General features: G+C 43.0%; 8 protein-coding genes and 2 pseudogenes. 5 read left to right on the forward strand and 5 right to left on the reverse strand.

The features are described 5' to 3' along the window. Positions 1-12 precede the first annotated feature (12 nt). Positions 13-1,929 (forward strand): DUF262 domain-containing protein, encoded by a 1,917-nt coding sequence (locus tag K5Q73_RS05710; RefSeq protein ID WP_220759870.1) that lies wholly within the window; start codon positions 13-15, stop codon positions 1,927-1,929. A gap of 1,148 nt (positions 1,930-3,077) precedes the next feature. Here K5Q73_RS05710 and K5Q73_RS05715 read toward each other — a convergent pair. Continuing rightward, on the reverse strand, positions 3,078-4,700 hold the full coding sequence (locus K5Q73_RS05715) for a response regulator (protein WP_220759873.1): 1,623 nt from the start codon (positions 4,698-4,700) through the stop codon (positions 3,078-3,080). Positions 4,701-4,833: 133 nt separating this feature from the next. Further along, positions 4,834-8,421: an ATP-binding protein gene (locus K5Q73_RS05720; RefSeq protein WP_220759875.1), complete on the reverse strand. Its 3,588-nt coding sequence runs from the start codon at positions 8,419-8,421 to the stop codon at positions 4,834-4,836. A 587-nt stretch (positions 8,422-9,008) separates the two neighbouring features. Between K5Q73_RS05720 and K5Q73_RS05725 the strand changes: the two genes are divergently transcribed. Beyond that, the gene (locus tag K5Q73_RS05725) at positions 9,009-9,917 is read left to right on the forward strand and encodes a LysR family transcriptional regulator (protein ID WP_220759877.1); all 909 of its coding nucleotides are present in this window, start codon (positions 9,009-9,011) and stop codon (positions 9,915-9,917) included. A 510-nt stretch (positions 9,918-10,427) separates the two neighbouring features. Here the strand turns inward: K5Q73_RS05725 and K5Q73_RS05730 are convergent. Beyond that, positions 10,428-11,033: a YjaG family protein gene (locus K5Q73_RS05730; RefSeq protein WP_220759879.1), complete on the reverse strand. Its 606-nt coding sequence runs from the start codon at positions 11,031-11,033 to the stop codon at positions 10,428-10,430. 1 nt (position 11,034) lies between these two features. Continuing rightward, positions 11,035-13,452, reverse strand: a pseudogene (gene barA, locus K5Q73_RS05735) (two-component sensor histidine kinase BarA); the annotation flags it as partial. Positions 13,453-13,564: 112 nt separating this feature from the next. Between barA and K5Q73_RS05740 the strand changes: the two are divergent. Further along, entirely contained in the window at positions 13,565-14,773 is a 1,209-nt protein-coding gene (locus K5Q73_RS05740) for an IS4-like element ISVsa5 family transposase (RefSeq protein ID WP_014386814.1), read from the forward strand. An 8-nt stretch (positions 14,774-14,781) separates the two neighbouring features. Here the strand turns inward: K5Q73_RS05740 and K5Q73_RS05745 are convergent. Continuing rightward, a pseudogene (locus tag K5Q73_RS05745) lies at positions 14,782-15,162 on the reverse strand (two-component sensor histidine kinase BarA); the annotation flags it as partial. A 97-nt stretch (positions 15,163-15,259) separates the two neighbouring features. Between K5Q73_RS05745 and rlmD the strand changes: the two are divergent. Further along, positions 15,260-16,597: a 23S rRNA (uracil(1939)-C(5))-methyltransferase RlmD gene (rlmD, locus tag K5Q73_RS05750; protein ID WP_220759881.1), complete on the forward strand. Its 1,338-nt coding sequence runs from the start codon at positions 15,260-15,262 to the stop codon at positions 16,595-16,597. Positions 16,598-16,813: 216 nt separating this feature from the next. After that, positions 16,814-19,021: a GTP diphosphokinase gene (relA, locus tag K5Q73_RS05755; protein WP_220759883.1), complete on the forward strand. Its 2,208-nt coding sequence runs from the start codon at positions 16,814-16,816 to the stop codon at positions 19,019-19,021. Positions 19,022-19,109 lie beyond the last annotated feature (88 nt).

Genomic DNA, 19,109 nt, shown 5'->3' on the forward strand with positions numbered 1-19,109 from the left:
GGAAATATGTGTATGAAACTGAATAGCCTAAGCGATATTTTCGAGCGACGTTTACTACGTATTCCTGATTATCAGCGTGGTTATGCGTGGAAGGAGCACCAAGTTGAGGACTTTTGGGAAGATATTCTTCAGCTCGAATCTGATCGAATTCACTATACCGGTGTAATCACACTTGAACCGGTAAAATCCAGTTTATATCAGCGCTGGGAGAAGGATTTATGGTTAATAGAAGGCGTTGGTTTTCGCCCATTTTATGTGGTCGATGGTCAACAGCGGTTAACCACTTCAATGATTCTTTTGCAGGCAATCCTTGAATCTGTCGAGGAAGGCGCAGAGCTAAATTATCAGTCAATCGCTTCTATTCGCAAGCAGTTTATATTTTTTGAAGCCGACAATAAACTGCAACAAAGTTTTATCTTTGGCTACGAGAAAGATAACCCCAGTGACGAATACATGAAAACCAAGATATTTGGTGAACATTCCGGTTCAAATCAGTTCCTCGAAACGCTTTATACACGTAATCTCAGCTTTGCTAAACGCTATTTTCTGGAGCGTTTAGCAGGTATGTCGGTTGATGAGATCGCTGTAATCTATAAGAAGCTAACGCAGAGGTTGAAATTCAATTTGTACGAAATTGACGAAGAAATTGACGTTTTTGTTACCTTCGAAACAATGAATAATCGAGGTAAGCCGCTTACCAGTTTAGAGCTGCTCAAGAACAGATTGATCTACCTTTCTACCCTATTTAAGGACAATGATGGGCGAGAACAGTTAAGAGTTAATATTAACGATGCATGGAAAACCATGTATGAGTACTTGGGTAAAAATCCTGAAGTTCCCCTGAGTGATAATCTCTTTCTTCGCAACCATTGGACTATGTACTTCAAATACACTCGGCGGAAGGGGGATGACTACATAAAATTCTTACTGGATGAGAAGTTTAATGCCCGAAATATTACTCACCCTAAAAAATCAGAAAATGAGCTGAAGATTGAAGAAATCTCCGATTATGTGAAAAGTCTTCAGCAGTCTATCGTATATTGGTTCTATATGCATGACCCCTACTATGCACAGGCTAATCATCTGACCGATTCACAGAAGCTTTGGCTCGACCGTTTGGAGCGGTTAAGCTTCCGGTCTTTCAAGCCCTTGATCTTGTCTGCATTTGTTTCCAAGCAAAATCCTGAAATGATTAGTCAGTTACTGGTAGCAGCCGAACGCTATAATTTCACACTGTTTAACCTTAGCCAACGTCGTGCGAATACGGGCGACACTGAATTCTTCAGCATGTCACGAGATCTCTTGACTGGAGTTAAATCGATTAAAGAGGTAGTGGAATCTATAAATTCTTGGGTTAATCGCTATTATGACCCTGAGAAATTTCTGGCTCATATTGAAGAAAAGTATGAATTGGATAGGGATGGGTTTTATCACTGGGACGGTATTCGTTACTTCTTGTATGAGAATGAGCACTGGCTTAAAGAGAAAGGTAAGCAGGCAACCAGCAAGCTTTCATGGAATGTACTAAAAACCAGCAAAAAAGACCATGTAACTTTAGAGCATATCTTTCCGCAAACACCTGAGGATGTTTATTGGATAGACCGCTTTGGTTACCTGAATAAGCACGAACAGCGCTATTTAACTCATTCATTAGGTAATTTGTTACCCCTGTCCCGCTCCAAAAACTCGGCATTGCAAAATGATAGTTTTCCTAAAAAGGTCAATAACGGAGCGGGTGTTGGTTATTATAACGGCTCTGTTTCCGAGAATGAGGTTGCGCAAAATCAAGACTGGACTCCGAATCAAATCTCAGAGCGAGGCTTGGAACTTCTCGGATTTATGGAGCATCGTTGGAATATCGAATTAGGTGACTCTGATTTTAAAATTAGATTATTACACCTCGATAAAGTCGAGCTATCAAATGCATAACAAGTTGCTGCATACCTGATTGCCATACTTTCCCTAATACCAATCGTCGTTTTCAGAGCTTAAGTTCTAAAACGTTTTTGTCCAAAAAATGAGTTTGAAACATCTGAGATAACTAATTCGGAAGGATGATGATTCAGATGTCGGTACGGCTGTGGGCTTCGGTTTCAAGGATGAAACCGCAGAGCGGCCAAGGACGGCTTTATAGCGTTCCACAGAAGTAGCGACATCTGAGCTTACTGCGAACTTTAGCCTTTATTCGTGGTGAATAGCTTTTGTCCAAAAGTATAAAATATATGGGGTCAGAGTAAACTTTAATTGATCCCCATACTTTTACTAATCCCATTACCCATTTTTAGACCTTTTACACTGATGTATTTCTGTCTAAAAGTGAGTTATAGCTCCTTTTATTTTTGCCATAACTTCAAAGCTAAATAATCCCAGCTGGCTTACAGAAAATACCAATACCCCATCGAAGTTGCCGAAGTACGTTGGAATAAATCGCGTGATGCCGACAGGGATGTCGGCGTAGCTTTCGCGGGGCAGGATGCCCCATCGGAAGCGGTAGTGATTTATCCATAAGTATGAGGCCCGTATCTAATGCATGTAACTTCGTCGGGGCGGCAGGGGTGATCCAAGAGGGGGTTGCTGTAGACCCCTTCTTGGCCGTGTGTGAGCAGGAAGCTCACGACCTTTATCAAACGAAGTTTGATTGATTTGGCTTTAGATTTAGCTCAGCGACAAGCGCCGACAAACTTATGTCCAGAAACGTGTTAGGGAAAGATAGAACAGCTAAAACTTCCAATGCCAAAGGTTGTGCTTTTCTAACTGAGTGTAGATACAGCTGAGGCCTTTGATGGCATGGATGCCATCGTAGAGCTTACAGGGACGTACTTGCAGCGTGTCTCAGAAGTGTCTGCATATGCGCTGGCCGCAGGCCATTGGAACCACTTTTCCAAAAAAGTCATCATCAGCTCAAAAATACTGATGAGTTTTATCGCTGTTATTCTAAGGTGCGGGCGAAGCGCCACGACGTTACTTGTTAGACGGGGTCTAACTTGAAGTCCGTGTGAGCTGGAAGCTCTCGACTTTTATCAAACGAAGTTTGATTTGCCATAACAAAAGGATTTTCAGCGCTTATCCATAAGCGCTTATTCAATTCGTCCTTTGCATCGGTTTAATGCAGCTTGGTAATAATCTTGATAATTGTTTGCGTCAAGTTCCGCTTCAGCATAGAGCTGCCTGACGACATTGTCACAACGGCTTATTATTTCCCGAACTTGGGTAACGCCTGCTCGCTGCGGCCAGACGTAAGATAGTGACTTGATAATGTTCAAGCACACCATCTTAAGCAGCGGAGCTTTTTCATGGATGGCCAGGTAGGTCTCAAGCAAGGTTGCACTGTCGATATTGTCACTTCTTACCTTGAGATACTTCTGTTTTAACCAAGCCTTTTTTGATTCATTGCTATTTTTTAATTCATTTAGCATGGCTACTTTACTAGAAAATACTATCTGATTATGTTCGTAACCAAAGGTTTGGCTGCACCAGTGAATTGCTTGATTAAACTCATTTTCAACGCTCATTATATTGAGTAACCAGGCGTAATGGTACGCAGCATAAAAATGGCTGAAACACTCTTTGCTATGCAGGTCTTTTAAAATAGTAATTGCCGAGCGATAGTAACCTAGCTCCAATGATATATGGGCCTTGATGAGCTCTATTTCATCTTGGATAGCGTCATTTTTTGACTCCATTAAGAGTCTGAAATGGTGCTTAGCTTCTTCGATGAGGTTGGCTTTATTTGGGCTGGTTCTACAAGCATATAGCAGCACTCTTATAAGGGTTAGTTTGGCAAACTCATTGTTGCGATAGGTGTCTTTATTGATTTCTAGATACAAGCGGTAGTGGTAGAGCGCTTGTTGGTAGTCCTCAACTGATAGGCACAAGTTAACTATGACGAGTTCTCGCTCTGAATTACCCGGTACCAGTTGGCTGGCAATTTCAAGGTGTGATATTGCCGCTGGGATGTCGTTGCTTTTCAGTTTTAGATAGGCGGCCTCGGTTCTAATGCGCGTGTCATTTGGAGAAGTCATCAGTAACTGGTTAATGATGGTTTCCGCTTCATCTGTTTGACCAAGATTGGCTAATGAGTTCGCCAAGCCGACCTTTGCCCAATCCAACTGTTTTTTTTCTAGTGTCGATTCATAGACTAATTTAGCCTGTTCATATCGTTGTAACATGGTGAGAAACGATGCTCTAAAGCGCTTTATCACAAAGTAATACTCGGGATGAAACGGCGCTAAATCGTCACATAACTGTAGGCCTTTTTGCGCATCGAGCATACGCTCTGCGCTATAGAGGCCTGACAATTTTTGTCTTCGTCGAATGGCGACCGAAATCCGTTCCTTTAATGACACAGCATTAAAAGGTTTAAGCAGGTACTCATCAGGTTTTAGCTCTATGATGGGTCTCACCGTTGCCGCTGAATTGTCGCCAGTAACCAAGATAAACACAGTTTCATCGGTCAATAGGTTCAGGTGTTTGAACTCCTCAAATAACTGCTTGCCATTCATGCCAATACCAAAGTTATAGTCGCAGATAATCACATCGAACTGTTTGTTTGATGTGAGCTCTAAGGCGACTTTAGCTGACTTACAGGTTTGCACGTTATTTTCTAAAAAGCCTAGCTTTACCAACATGCTCTTAATGGTAAATAAGAAGGTGGGCGCGTCATCGATAACGAGGACTTTTAGAGTTTGAAAAGATTGCATCGAAATGATCCAAAAACGAAAAACGGTGTTTGTAATAACAAGGGTATGTGGTCTTACATGGCAGCAAGTCGCTAGTACTGCTGCCATTAATATTAATAGCTATCGGCTAAATTTTGCCTTCCATTAAGCTTATTTATTGATATTGCGTGTTTAGCCAGTTATTGATGGCATTAACAACACGATCAATTTCACTATTTAGCAGGGCAATGGCAACGGGGGCTTCAGTAGATGAAACCGTTTCGCATTGCTCTGCTGCAGCTGCCAGGGCGGCGAGTCCCAGTGCATTGGCAGCGCCTTTAATGCGGTGGCCGATGGCTGATAAGGGGATGCTCTGTTCTGTCACTTGCTGCTTGTCTGCCTGTAGTGAATCCCTGACAATCGCTGAGAACTGTAGTTGCTCTTCATCACTGTATTCGTTTAACCAGCCCAGTAGTTCTTGTTCAGCATTGGGGACAATTTCGACACAGTAGCGCGCAACCAGCTCTTTGAGCAAGGTAAATGGATAAGGCTTATACATGACCTCTGTCATCCCGACATCATTGGCTTTTTCGGCCACTAAGCGCGAATCTTCAGCTGTGCAACCAATAATTGGCAAGTAGGCAAATTCAGGGGTTGCTCGTAGCTGACTGACGAGATCATAGCCATTTAAGTTTGGCATGTGACAGTCAGTGATCAGCATGTGGACCGTGTCTTTGTTAGCCGATAAATACGTTAGTGCTTCCACGCCATCGTTTACGGTAACTACGTCAACCCCTAGTACTTTGAGCTGTTGCTGGAATAAAAAGCGGTTGATAGGATCATCATCCGCGACCATAACTGTACCACTGTATTGTGAACTGGCAACTGTCCTCTTGCTGCTTAAGACATTGTTTTCTAATAGCGCTTGTCTCAATAACAGGTCTGGATAAATATTGCAGGTTGTTGCTGTTTGGGTAATGTTCTTACTGCTTTGGCTCTGCTTAACTCCCCATGCTAATAACCAATGACTCACTGCTTCATTGCTGCTGTGGGCATGACTAATTAACGCTTGATTGAGCGGTAAGAATTTTGCTGGCAGTTTCAGAGTCACTTGTGTCCCAACGTTGAGCTGGCTGGTGACAGTGATGTGTCCGCCCATAAGCTCAACAAGGCTCTGCACAATAGACATACCCAGTCCTGTACCACCATATTTGCGGCTGATGCTGGGATCGGCCTGAATAAAGGGCTGAAACAGTGTTTTTTGCTGTTCGGGTGTCATGCCGCAACCACTGTCTTCTATCGTTAGCAATAGTAAATCGGATGTATTGCTGACAGAGATTTTGATGAAGCCTTTCTGAGTAAACTTAACCGAGTTACTAATAAGGTTATTAAGGACTTGGCTAATACGACTCCAGTCTAGGCTTGTATTGCATAGGTTTGTGGCCTGCCAGTTCAAGATGAAGTCGATATTTTTGTTTTGCGCGCTCGCTTCTAATAGCCTTAGTGTAGGGGCTATTTCGTTAAATAGATTACCTGGATATAAGTCAAGTTGTAGCTGATCCGCTTCCATTTTTGAGAAGTCTAAAATATCGTTTACTAAACCTTTTAGCCTATCGGCAGAGGTAAGGGCATTACTTAACAGTTCTTGGCTCTTTGGGTTCTGCAACTCAGGGTTCAACAGCTCCATAAGACCAATCATGGCGGCCAGTGGAGTTCTAAGTTCATGGCTGATAATCGCCAAAAATGCTTCGCGGGCTTTTAAAGCATCAACGGCTTGTTGCTGTGAGTGCTTTAGCTGTTCTTTACGCATTTTTAATTCGGTAAAATCAGCAAAAACGGTAATGTAATATTGCTTACCGTCATTGTAATTAACGACTTCTCGCGAGACACGGTAATACTTGTCAGCAATCATGCAGTCACTTTTAGCAAGGTGCAGAATTTCTTCATTACTATTAGAGTTTTTATTATTAGCCGCATTCAAAAAGCCGCAGGGGGCCTTTTTCATAATACAGTCAGAATTAACACAGCTTTTAAAACAGGCGTTATAGGCGTCATTAGCTAGCAGGGATTTTCCATTCGCATCCGAAATGAGTACCATGCCTGGAAACCTATCTAGCACACTCATTAACCATGTCATTTTATCGTGATTTTTCTTACTACTAGCTCTAGCTTCTAATAAATAGCCCTTAAGTTTTTTATTCCACAAGAAACTGGCAGCACCGGCAATAACAATCAGTGCTATTAATGACAAAATAGTGCTTTTAGTTTGCTGTTTGTCATAGCCATATTGAGCGTTTATTTTACAGTGGTTTTTCACTGCAATATCAACCTCATTCTTGGTTGTCACTGCAATAGCCACGTTGAGCATATCTCTTAAGGCATCTGACTCTGCATTAAGCTTGATCCCTAGCTCACTGATAAGTGGGTTTGTATTGCTGTTTACTAACTTAAAGTCAGTTTCATTACCAAAATATAAATAGTATTGGGCAATGCTTTGTGGAATGTAGGCGTGGGTGATCAGCCCTTGCTCAATATCATGCTTGAGTGCTGAGAAATCAGAATAAACAAACGGATTAAGTGTTTTAAAGTTATCAGTGTCTAATATTGATAAGTGGCCTGTACGATCTAAAATTGCCACACGAGGCTGGGTGTATGGTTTCGTAGTACGTATGTATGACCATTTAATCGTATGGAATGGTTTAGTGGTTGTTAGGGCGCTATTGGCTTTATCAGTTATAAAACGACCAGGAATAAGGTCGACAATACCTTGCTCGAGCATCTGGTCAACATCACGGCCATTTGGGTACACGTACTCAATATTCAATCCCGTTTTGAGAGCGAACATTTTCATGATGTCGTGAGCATAGCCGCTGACTTCCTTGCTGCCTTCAGGTAAATAAGACAGCGGGTGTAAATTTTCTTCTATCGTATAACGGACTGTTTCTCGGTTGTATTGTTGATAGATCCCTTCTATGGTTAGCTCATTGTGCAACATGCTTAAGTTGCTAAAATTAAATGGGTTTACTGTTTTTCCTTGTTGGAGTTCTTGCTGGTATAGGTTTAATATCTTCATCAATGCAAGGTTGCTTTTTGCTGTGATGAACGATGATAAAATGGGTTTGCTGGCTTCATTAAAAACCAGATCGCCCAACCATTCACCAACGGCTACAGTTTGGTAGTAGTGATGTACGGCACCAAAGTGGATGATTGCGCCATCAGCTTTACCCGTTGATAAATGATGAATTAGGCTGTCGAGTGAGTTCACCTTAGTGATTGTCTTATAACTGTTTTTTTCTGTGGCGTTACAAGAAAATGAACCGTTAACGCACACCCAATGCATTTCAGATGCAGGGGTATTACGATAGCTCGAGTTACGTAACCAGTGCAGCTTATAATTTTCAAATACGGGTACAGAGAACAGCAAGCTTTTTTCACGCTCAGTTGTTGGAGTAAAGCCCAAAGACAGATCGGCTTCTCCTGATGCAACAGCTTGTAGTAATGACTTTAAGTCGTCATAGCCTTTAAATTGAATTCCGATGTTTAATTGGCGCCCAAGCTCAAGTAAATACTGGGTGTAAACTCCCTCGGTGTCGGGCTGGTCGACGTTCCAATGTGTGCGCAAACCTGTATTAGGCATTGCGACAACTAAGGCTTTTTTATGTTGTAAGTAGGCTTTATCTTGCGGACTCAGTTCGAAAGAGTGTGTGGTAGGCGGGTAAATTAAAGCCAGAATTAATAACAGAAAAACAACTGTTTGTGTCATTTTTTGAGCGGTTTATGAAAAAAGGGTGCGAATCATAATCCCAAACTACTTTTTGGCCAAGCTATTTTTTAGCTTATTTAGTGTTCTAATTTTACGTATTGACTCGCGCTTGTTTTGCGATGGTTAAATTGAGTTCTTACAAATGGACTCAATCATTAAATAGGCTGCTAGTAGTGGCAAACTGCTAAAGATAATTAATTTGGGCTCAATTTCTAAATGCGGCATCAAAAGTCGCTGAAGTTTCAAACTAACCGGGTTTGCAGAAGTGAGAATGCAATAACAAGTAATGATAATTAGCAAGACTTTGGCGACTGCTTTAAGGGCCTATTTCCCTCTTTTAAATCCCATAGCCATGAGTGCAGCCCGATTAAAGGCGACAATACTAAATGTGGTGTTAATGGCCCCAAACATGCGTCTATAAAGTGTAGAATGTTAAAGTATAAAACTGTAAAAGAGTGAGTCAGCGCGCTCGACTACTTGTGCTTTGGTATACTATGTCGAGATAGCTTCAACTGAGTTTTGTTATATAAGCTTTGCTCATTACTGCTTGCAAAAAAGGTGTCAGATTTAAGATAGGTTAATTATTGATGAGTACTAATTTTGGTTTGGAATTACAGCTGATTTACCAATTTGTGCATTTGGTGAATGCGGGTAGCTTTTCTCAAGCTGCTAAAGAACTCGATATGCCGATTGCGACAGTTAGCCGTAAGTTGACCAAGTTGGAAACTGTGTTAGATAAGCAGCTGTTGATGCGCAATACCCGTAAGCTTAGGCTAACCGAGGAGGGCATGGCACTGTTTCAGCAATACCAGTCGATTATCTCTCAGTTTGATAGCATTAGTGGGCTCAGTGTCGATAAGCCTGAGGGCACGCTACGCATTGCGGCGCCAGTGTCGATTGTTTCGATGATTTTTATTAAGACGCTTAATGAGTTCTGCGAGCAATACCCTGATATTCAGTTGCATATTGCGCAGAATAATAACGTGATTGACTTGATTGATGAGGGGGTCGATGTAGCTATTGTTGGCGGTACTCAACCAGACTCATCTTGGATCTCTAGCTCTTTAGGTGTACTGAATTATGGTTTATTTGCTTCACCTAAGTATATCGACAAGGCGCCGTTATTAACGCATCCGAGTGAGCTGGAAAACCATGACTTGATTAAGGTATGGCCTTTATATAATTGGTCGCTTAAGCATCCGTCTGGCGAGTCATTTTACTATGATGGAAAGGCTAAGCTGACCTTAAGTGACTTGCATGGGGCGGTTGAAGCAACTGTTGACGATGGTGGCATTCTCTATGGCCCAGAGCTTTTTGTTAACAAGGAGCTTAAATCCGGTGCGTTGCAAGCATTGCTGCCGGAGTGGATTGGTGAAAAGAGACGCATTTCTATTTTGTATCATCAGCGCAGTCATCAACCATTAAAGGTAAAGCTGTTCATCGAGTTTATGCAGTCAAAGGCGGCAACTCTTTTTTCGATGAAGCTTGATGGCTGATAATACCAATCAGTATAAGAAGTTGAGCTACTCAGAGCGGTTTTTGGCAAACTAATTCAAGGCGAATAGCTGTAAGAATGGTTATTCCCTTGTAAAGATATTCAACGCGGAAGTGGGCAGCCAAAAACGCTCCAGAATGGCGAGTTTTAGCGTTCCTGACGCATTGACTCTTGAGGAACAAGAGGGAACTTAACCCTAGTTCAACTATGCTCTTCACTCGTTGCAAACCACATGGTCTTGTATGTTCCTGACATACATAAGACATTTCCTCCATCCTTGGAGGTCAGATGTGGTGAATGTCATTAATGCACGACTATATGGATATAGGAGGTAGAGTAACGCAGGAGCAGTTACCGAGGAGCACTTAATGACCTCGCCTCAGAACTGCTAAATTCTCGCTGAGCGACCAAATCTTTATACTGATTGGTATAAGTAAAAAGCGCACAAGGCAATTAACCTTATGCGCTTTCAGTGATCCTGCTTGCAGTATTTAAGTGAAGCAGATTACACTCATCGGCTCGCTTCGATACCGATATTTGATACACCAATCTCAACGATTTCTTTACGCAAACCTTTAATGAAGTCAGCCTTCATTGATGGGTTTTCCTCGATGATTTGTAAAAGAGATTCTTGCATCTCTTTCTCTTCCTGCATCACTTCATGGCCGAAGATATAGTCATCGAGTGCATCTTCATTTTTGAACTCTTGCTCACAGGTTGCTTCGATATAATTGGCAACAGTGGACGAAGACAGCTTACTGATGTTAGTGATGTCTTCCTCAACTTTGCTCTGTAGCGCACTGATAAGTGAAGTTAATGCTACTGCGGCATCCATAGCCGGGTACACACCGTATACGTCGAAATCGCTTGGCTCGGGTGTATTATCTTCAAGGCGTTCAAGGTAGATATCTATGTTCAGCTTGAGCTTATTGTCGTACATCGATTGCCAAAGTAGATTTAGCAAGGTGTCGAGTACTTTTGGATCGCCAAATTCGCACACTTCAGAAAAAAGCTGATAGTTAGGTAGCATGCGTTGGCATAGGGCAACCGCAAAAAGCTTTTTCTGGGGTAACTCTAATGCTTTTAAACGTTTAAAAAATCCCTGTTTGTTTGTCATCTTATATATCCACTGATAGCTGGGAGATCACTTGATTAGCGGCAGATTCTACCTTAGTTAGCTCGTCAAGTAACTCTAGTATTTCCGGTTCTACATCTTCCACCGATACGTCACGTTTTAAGCTCGACTCAATTTCTTGGCAAAGTGATTGGGTCGTCGGCACACCGCAATAACAACTGGCACCGTGAAGCTTATGGATGCAGGCAAGCATTTTGTCATTATCTGAACTAGAGAGTGCTAATTCAATTTGCTCAACAGTCTCTGGTAGCGATTTTAACAACATCTTTAGCATATCCAGAGCTAAGTCTGGCTTGTTATTCGCCTGGGTCAAACAAAGTTCCCAATTAAGTGTACGTTGTTCGAAATGAGTAAACTTAGGTTTGGTCTTCCAGCGAGTGATCACCCCTTTTAGGGCTGCTTCATCGATAGGTTTTGGTAAGTAACCATCCATGCCGCTTGAGGTGATCCTTTCTCTTTCCTCGGCGATTGCATGAGCCGTGACCGCAATAATAGGGGTGTTACGGTTGGCCGAGTTAGCTCGGATCTGTTTGGTCGCAGTAATACCATCGGTACCGGGCATCTGAATATCCATAAAGATTAAGTCGTAGCTGCGCTCTTTGGCGAGCTTTACAGCTAACTCGCCAGTATCTGCAACCTGCACCTGTGTGACTAACTCTTTTAATAAGGTATTAATTAGTTTTAGGTTTGCTGGATTATCATCAACAGCCAGTACGCTTAAGCTCTCCAGTTTTATAGGGGCAACTATTGGTGTTAATGCAGTGAAGCTGTCGTTAAATACTGCTGAATGCGGATCCAATAGTGAGCTTGATAATAACTTTTCGCCCACAGGCATAGAAAGCTGTTTATCTATATAGGGGCGCATCTGGGAGAAGACTTCTTCCTGTTCGACACAATCAGAGATAAGCAGCAGGTATTCGATCTTTGATTTGGCCAGTTTAAGCGCATTTGCTGGCTGGTGAGTTGTAGCGATTGCGCGGCAGCTCATAAGGCCGAAATCAAAGACATGATTAGATTGAGTAAGCAAAAATTCTAATTGTTTGATATTTTTTGCAAGAGTGACTTTTAGTCCCCAGCGCAGCAACATACGTTCAATCGCATGCTGTGTAAGGCTATCAGGCTCAAATAACATGATACTTTTTCCCTCAAGTGTCGACAGCGGCAAGGTATCATTTATTGCATATTGGCTAATATTAAGCGGTAGTGAGAACCAGAAGGTAGAGCCTTGCTTTGGCTCGGAATAACAGCCTATTTGACCGCCCATACGATTAACTAATCGTTTAGTGATCACTAGACCCAAGCCAGTACCACCGAAACGGCGTGATATTGAGGAGTCTGCTTGACCAAAGGCCTGAAATAACGACGATTGTTGCTCTTCATCAATTCCTATGCCCGTATCTATGACCTCGCAGCGTATATGCACCTTTCCGTCTTTGACTTCTTCAAGTTGCAGTTTTAATTGTACGCTGCCTTTATCTGTAAACTTAATCGCATTACCCACTAGGTTAGTAATGATTTGGCTAAAGCGCATGGCGTCACCAGAGACATCTTCAGGAATACGAGAGTCGACATCGATAATTAGGGCTAACTCTTTTTCCCGTGCGTTGCTCGAAAGCATAGTTACCGTTTCTTCTATGGTTTCACGTAACGAGAAGGGGATATTTTCTAGCACCATCTTGCCGGCTTCCAATTTGGAAAAGTCGAGAATGTCGTTAATGATGCTTAGTAGGTTAGTCGCGCTGCGCTCAATAGTACGAATATAGTCTTGCTGACTTGAGTGCAGTGGGGTTTTTAATAGCTGTTTGGCGAAACCAATCACACCGTTAAGAGGGGTTCTTAATTCGTGCGACATATTTGCCAAAAACTCAGACTTAATACGACTCGCCTCTAGTGCGCGCTTCTTTGCCATATCCAGTTCAACGTTTTGGATCTCAATTTGCTCTAGCGTTTCTCGTAAATCGGAAGTGGCCTGATCAATGTTTTGTTGCATTTCATCATGGTACTCAGACAAGGAGCCTGCCATGGCGTTGATACCGCGTTTAAGCAGATCCAGCTCGCCAATCAAGTTACCGGTTAAGCGCGTATCGAGTTTACCTTCTCGAATTTTGGCTACCACGCGAACCATGTCGGTAATAGGTTGGGTCACGTTTTTAAGTAAGCGGAAGGTGAAGAAGAGGTTTAGTTGTACACCAATTAATACAATAATAAAGGCGGCTACGGCTGCTCTGTGCTGTTGCAGCAATGCGTTTTCTTTATTGATAAGGATGGCAATATAGCCAATTTTGGGAATGTTAGCGTTAGCGTGTGGCTCGCTATTTAAATCTTGAACAGGAATATTATCGCTCTTAAAAATGGGAGAACGTAAAATCATACTGTCGCCAACTTGTTCCAGTTCGGTACGCAGCACTGATGAATCCCCTAATGATTTTGGTAAAAATCATTAAGTTAAGGTGGATACACATCTTGTCATATGATCAAATGGTTTCGCGAAAAATCAATAATCAGACAACAAGATGTGCGAACTCGATATTTTACACGACTCTCTTTACCAATTCTGCCCCGAATTACACTTAAAACGACTCAACAGCTTAACGTTGGCTTGCCACGCATTACTTGACTGTAAAACTCTCACTCTTACCGAACTTGGCCGTAACCTGCCAACCAAAGCGAGAACAAAACATAACATCAAACGAATCGACCGATTGTTAGGTAATCGTCACCTCCACAAAGAGCGACTCGCTGTATACCGTTGGCATGCTAGCTTTATCTGTTCGGGCAATACGATGCCCATTGTACTTGTTGACTGGTCTGATATTCGTGAGCAAAAACGACTTATGGTATTGCGAGCTTCAGTCGCACTACACGGTCGTTCTGTTACTCTTTATGAGAAAGCGTTCCCGCTTTCAGAGCAATGTTCAAAGAAAGCTCATGACCAATTTCTAGCCGACCTTGCGAGCATTCTACCGAGTAACACCACACCGCTCATTGTCAGTGATGCTGGCTTTAAAGTGCCATGGTATAAATCCGTTGAGAAGCTGGGTTGGTACTGGTTAAGTCGAGTAAGAGGAAAAGTACAATATGCAGACCTAGGAGCGGAAAACTGGAAACCTATCAGCAACTTACATGATATGTCATCTAGTCACTCAAAGACTTTAGGCTATAAGAGGCTGACTAAAAGCAATCCAATCTCATGCCAAATTCTATTGTATAAATCTCGCTCTAAAGGCCGAAAAAATCAGCGCTCGACACGGACTCATTGTCACCACCCGTCACCTAAAATCTACTCAGCGTCGGCAAAGGAGCCATGGGTTCTAGCAACTAACTTACCTGTTGAAATTCGAACACCCAAACAACTTGTTAATATCTATTCGAAGCGAATGCAGATTGAAGAAACCTTCCGAGACTTGAAAAGTCCTGCCTACGGACTAGGCCTACGCCATAGCCGAACGAGCAGCTCAGAGCGTTTTGATATCATGCTGCTAATCGCCCTGATGCTTCAACTAACATGTTGGCTTACGGGCGTTCATGCTCAGAAACAAGGTTGGGACAAGCACTTCCAGGCTAACACAGTCAGAAATCGAAACGTACTCTCAACAGTTCGCTTAGGCATGGAAGTTTTGCGGCATTCTGGCTACACAATAACAAGGGAAGACTTACTCGTGGCTGCAACCCTACTAGCTCAAAATTTATTCACACATGGTTACGCTTTGGGGAAATTATGAGGGGATCTCTCAGTACGCAGCATTGAGTCTAAGGGTTTATCGAAGCGCATGACTTCGTGATTTTTATAATGATGAGAGGTAACAACAACCCGGTTATTAGCATCGAAAATGGCAATAAACTGCACCAACGATGCTTTATTCAATTGCGCTGAGGTGATCAGCCTCTTGGTGGTTTCGAAATCTTTGCTTTCAAGCCCCACTTCAGAGGCTATTGCCAAGGGCTCGATGATATTACTTGCTTGTTCTATGAGCGTATCTTCAAGTTCATAGAATCTATTTATGGTAAAATAGCCGCCCAATAAGATACCCACTAAAATTGTAGGGGCTAACGCCAATACCAGAACCCACGAACGAAGGCTGTATTTGGTCATATTGTTGGCATCATTCATTCTTTGTATGGGTTACCATTTAATATAGTGTGAGTTATCGATAGACTGCCAGATATTAACCTGTTTTGGCCAGTTTTTTATCTATTTAGAGAGCAAAATGGCACAATTTTTTAAAGCAAAACCAAATAGATCTAAGCAATTATCATCGAAGTTGTCACTTAAGGTGACGCAGCTGGATCATCTAGGGGCTGGCATTGGTCATCACGATGGTAAGATTGTTTTTATCAATGGCGCCTTACCCGATGAGACGGTATCGGTGCAGTTAACTGAGCAGAAAAAGAAGTTTTCTCGCGGTAAGTTGCTCAAAATTGAGCAGCGATCAATTGAGCGTGTGACTCCGCCGTGTCCACATTTTGATAAATGTGGTGGTTGTGATCTGCAGCACCTTGATATTGTGGCTCAGCGTAAACATAAGGCCAATACACTTGTCGACTTGGTGAATAAATTTGCTCAAGCTCAGGCGAGTGAGGTTTGCGCTCCACTCAGTAGTGATGCTTGGCATTACCGCCGCCGTGCGCGTTTAGCAACCTGGTTTGATAAGAACACTAAACACATTAGTTTGGGCTTTAGAGCGAGTAGCAGCAGTGATGTGGTTGAGATCCAGTCCTGTGCGGTATTAGCAGAGCCCTTATCAGCCTTAATTCCAGACCTAGCGTTTATGCTTAATCAGTTAAGCGGTAAAAAAGCCTTAGGCCACGTTGAGTTGACCGAGGCCGATAACGGCAACTTTGTCGTGCTTCGAGTGACTAAAGTTCTGTCGGATAAAGATAAGGCTCGATTAGTTGAATTTGCAAATAAGCATGATGTTATCGTGCTACTGCAAGATGATGACGCTCAGTGTGAGCACCTAAATGGCGCAGGTGAGCAGCCGTTTTACACCTTAGCTGGCAGTGATATTAAGCTTAACTTCTCTCCTGGTAACTTTATTCAAGTTAATGGTCCGGTAAACCAAGCTATGGTGAATCAGGCCGTAGAATGGTTGTCGCCAAAAGCTGGCGAGCGAGTGCTAGACCTTTTCTGCGGTATTGGTAACTTCAGTCTGCCGCTGGCCAAAGATGGCGCCGAGGTGATTGGTGTTGAAGGGGTGCCAGCTATGGTTGAGCAGGCAAGAGCCAATGCTCAGCAAAGTGGCTTAGATAAAGTCTCTTTCTACCATGCAGACTTAAGTGCTGATCTATCTAAAGAGCCATGGTTGGGTAAGGTCGATAAGATGTTAATTGATCCCGCTCGTGCGGGTGCCTATGAAAGCATGCAGTCACTGAAAAAGCTTAAACCAAAATCCTTAGTCTATGTTTCGTGTAATCCGGCGAGTCTTGCGCGCGACAGTGAAGTGATATTAAAGCAGGGCTATAAGCTTAAAAAAATTGGCTTAATAGATATGTTCCCTCAGACCCATCACTTAGAGTCGATGGCGCTGTTTGAGTTAGGAAATTAAACAAAAAGACACAAATAGATACATTTAATGAAACCTTTTGCTTAAATATAACTCATACAATTCAAACTCAGGCCATATAGGCGTTTTTAGTCGCAATTGTCAGCTTTTGTACATTGACAATAACGCCTGAATGACGAATATAGTGGGTATAAATTAAAAAGATATAGTTAAGTGGCTGTTAACCTCTATCTTAGGTATGTAAAGGAATTAAATACGATGGTATCTGTTCGTGAAGCACATTTTAGCGATCCTGATTTTCAACTTGAAGAATGGGTGCAACGTTATATAAGTGATGCTTCGGAAGCTCAAATTCTATTGACCTTAATTGAGCGGGTCGAACTGCTCGTGGGGCAAAAGAAAGACGCGAACGTTACCGTATTAAAACGTGCGCGCGAGATGATAGAAATTCTTGCGCCGCTGAATATGGATATTGAAACACTACAGGCCGCCATCTTGTTTGTGGTGTTTGACGCGGGTCTAATCACGCAAGAAGATGTCGAAGAGGAGTTTGGCGCTAAGCTAGCCGTTTTGGTGTCGAGCGTTGAGACCATGAATGCTATTGGCGCGCTAAAAGTCGATAATCAGACTCGTAGCGGCGAGCCGCAGATCGATAATATCCGTAAGATGTTATTGGCCATGGTAGAAGATGTGCGCGCAGTGGTGATTAAACTTGCCGAACGCATCTGTTTGCTGCGTGAGATCAAGAACGCCGATGAGGAAGTTAAAGTCCTTGTCGCCCGTGAGATCGCTGATATTTATGCGCCACTGGCTAACCGATTAGGTATTGGTCAGCTTAAGTGGGAGCTTGAAGATATTTCGTTCCGCTACCTGCATCCACAAACCTATAAAGATATCGCTAAGCAGCTTGATGGTAAGCGCCTCGACAGAGAAACCTTTATCGATGACTTCGTTAGCCAATTACAGGCGCGACTCGATAAAGATCTGATCCGCGCTAAGGTCTACGGCCGCCCTAAACATATCTACAGTATCTGGAAGAAAATGAAGGGCAAGCAGCTTAAGTTTGATGAGCTGTTTGACGTACGAGCCGTACGTATCGTGACCGACCGCCTGCAAGATTGCTACGGCGCCTTAGGTGTAGTGCATACACTTTGGCACCATATTCCACGTGAGTTTGATGACTATGTAGCCAACCCTAAGCCAAATGGTTACCAGTCTATTCATACTGTGGTGGTTGGGCCTGAAGGCAAGACTGTTGAAATCCAAATTCGTACCGAGCAGATGCATGAAGACGCAGAACTTGGTGTGGCTGCGCACTGGAAATATAAAGAAGGTAGCGCTAGCGGTAAACAAAGCGGTTACGAAGATAAGATTAACTGGTTGCGTAAAATCTTGCAGTGGCAAGAAGATGTGGCCGAAAGCGGTAACTTGGTCGATGAGATCCGCAGTCAGGTCTTTGAAGACCGAGTGTACGTGTTTACTCCCAACGGTGAAGTCATTGATCTCCCCTTAGGTTCGACGGTACTCGACTTTGCTTATTACATTCACTCTCATGTGGGGCATAAATGTATTGGCGCCAAGGTCGATGGCCGTATTGTGCAGTTTACCTATCAGGTGGAAACGGGGCAGCGCATAGAGATCATCACCTCAAAGCACCCAAACCCTAAGCGTGATTGGCTAAACCCAAACCTGGGTTACATTCAGACTTCTCGTGCTCGTTCAAAAATTCAGCACTGGTTTAAACAGCAAGATAGAGATAAGAATATCGTTGCTGGTCGAGAGATGCTCGATGCCGAGCTTGGGCGAATTAATCTGAATATTAAAGATGCACAGTCTGCAGTAGAAAGATTTAACTTGGTGAGTATGGATGACCTGCTGGCTGGTATTGGCGGCGGAGATGTACGTCTTAATCAAGTGGTAAACCATGTTCAAAGTCGTCTGCGCACTAAAGAGCTCAGTGATGAAGAGGTAGTCGAAGACTTAGTTAAGAAGAGCCAGAATAAGTCGGTTAAGAGAGGTAAGGGGCAAGTCGAAGTCAACGGCGTCGGCAACCTTATGAGTCATATCGCTAAATGTTGTCAGCCTGTACCTGGTGATGAGATTTTTGGTTTTATTACCAAGGGCCGAGGTATTTCAGTACACAGAGCCGATTGCGATCAGGTTAAAGAGTTAATTCGCGCCGCGCCTGAGCGTTCGGTCGATGTGGTGTGGGGCGAGAACTATTCCGGTGGTTATAAAATCCGTTTAAGCCTGCTGGCCAATGACCGCTCTGGACTGCTTCGAGATTTAACTTCGGTACTCGCGGCAGAAAAGACCCATGTGATGGCGATGAGCTCAACCTCAGATGTGAAAACGCAAACCGCGACCATTGAATTGGAGCTTGAGCTTTATAATTTAGATGGCTTGTCTAAAGTGTTATCCAAGATTAACCAAGTAGATGGCGTGATACAGGCCAGAAGGCTGTAACTTAAAGATAACGGCAACCAACGGGTTGCCGTTTTTATATGTAATTATTAATCGTGACTTTAGCGTGACAGCGTTAAAGCACTGTACA

It is taken from the genome of Shewanella sp. MBTL60-112-B2, assembly GCF_019655055.1.
Lineage (GTDB): Bacteria > Pseudomonadota > Gammaproteobacteria > Enterobacterales > Shewanellaceae > Shewanella.

Coding starts and splice junctions, on each gene's coding strand:
- K5Q73_RS05740 (WP_014386814.1), top strand. CDS start 13,565: ATGTGCGAACTCGATATTTTACACGACTCTCTTTACCAATTCTGCCCC.
- K5Q73_RS05725 (WP_220759877.1), top strand. CDS start 9,009: ATGAGTACTAATTTTGGTTTGGAATTACAGCTGATTTACCAATTTGTG.
- rlmD (WP_220759881.1), top strand. CDS start 15,260: ATGGCACAATTTTTTAAAGCAAAACCAAATAGATCTAAGCAATTATCA.
- K5Q73_RS05730 (WP_220759879.1), bottom strand. CDS start 11,033: ATGACAAACAAACAGGGATTTTTTAAACGTTTAAAAGCATTAGAGTTA.
- K5Q73_RS05710 (WP_220759870.1), top strand. CDS start 13: ATGAAACTGAATAGCCTAAGCGATATTTTCGAGCGACGTTTACTACGT.
- relA (WP_220759883.1), top strand. CDS start 16,814: ATGGTATCTGTTCGTGAAGCACATTTTAGCGATCCTGATTTTCAACTT.
- K5Q73_RS05720 (WP_220759875.1), bottom strand. CDS start 8,421: ATGACACAAACAGTTGTTTTTCTGTTATTAATTCTGGCTTTAATTTAC.
- K5Q73_RS05715 (WP_220759873.1), bottom strand. CDS start 4,700: ATGCAATCTTTTCAAACTCTAAAAGTCCTCGTTATCGATGACGCGCCC.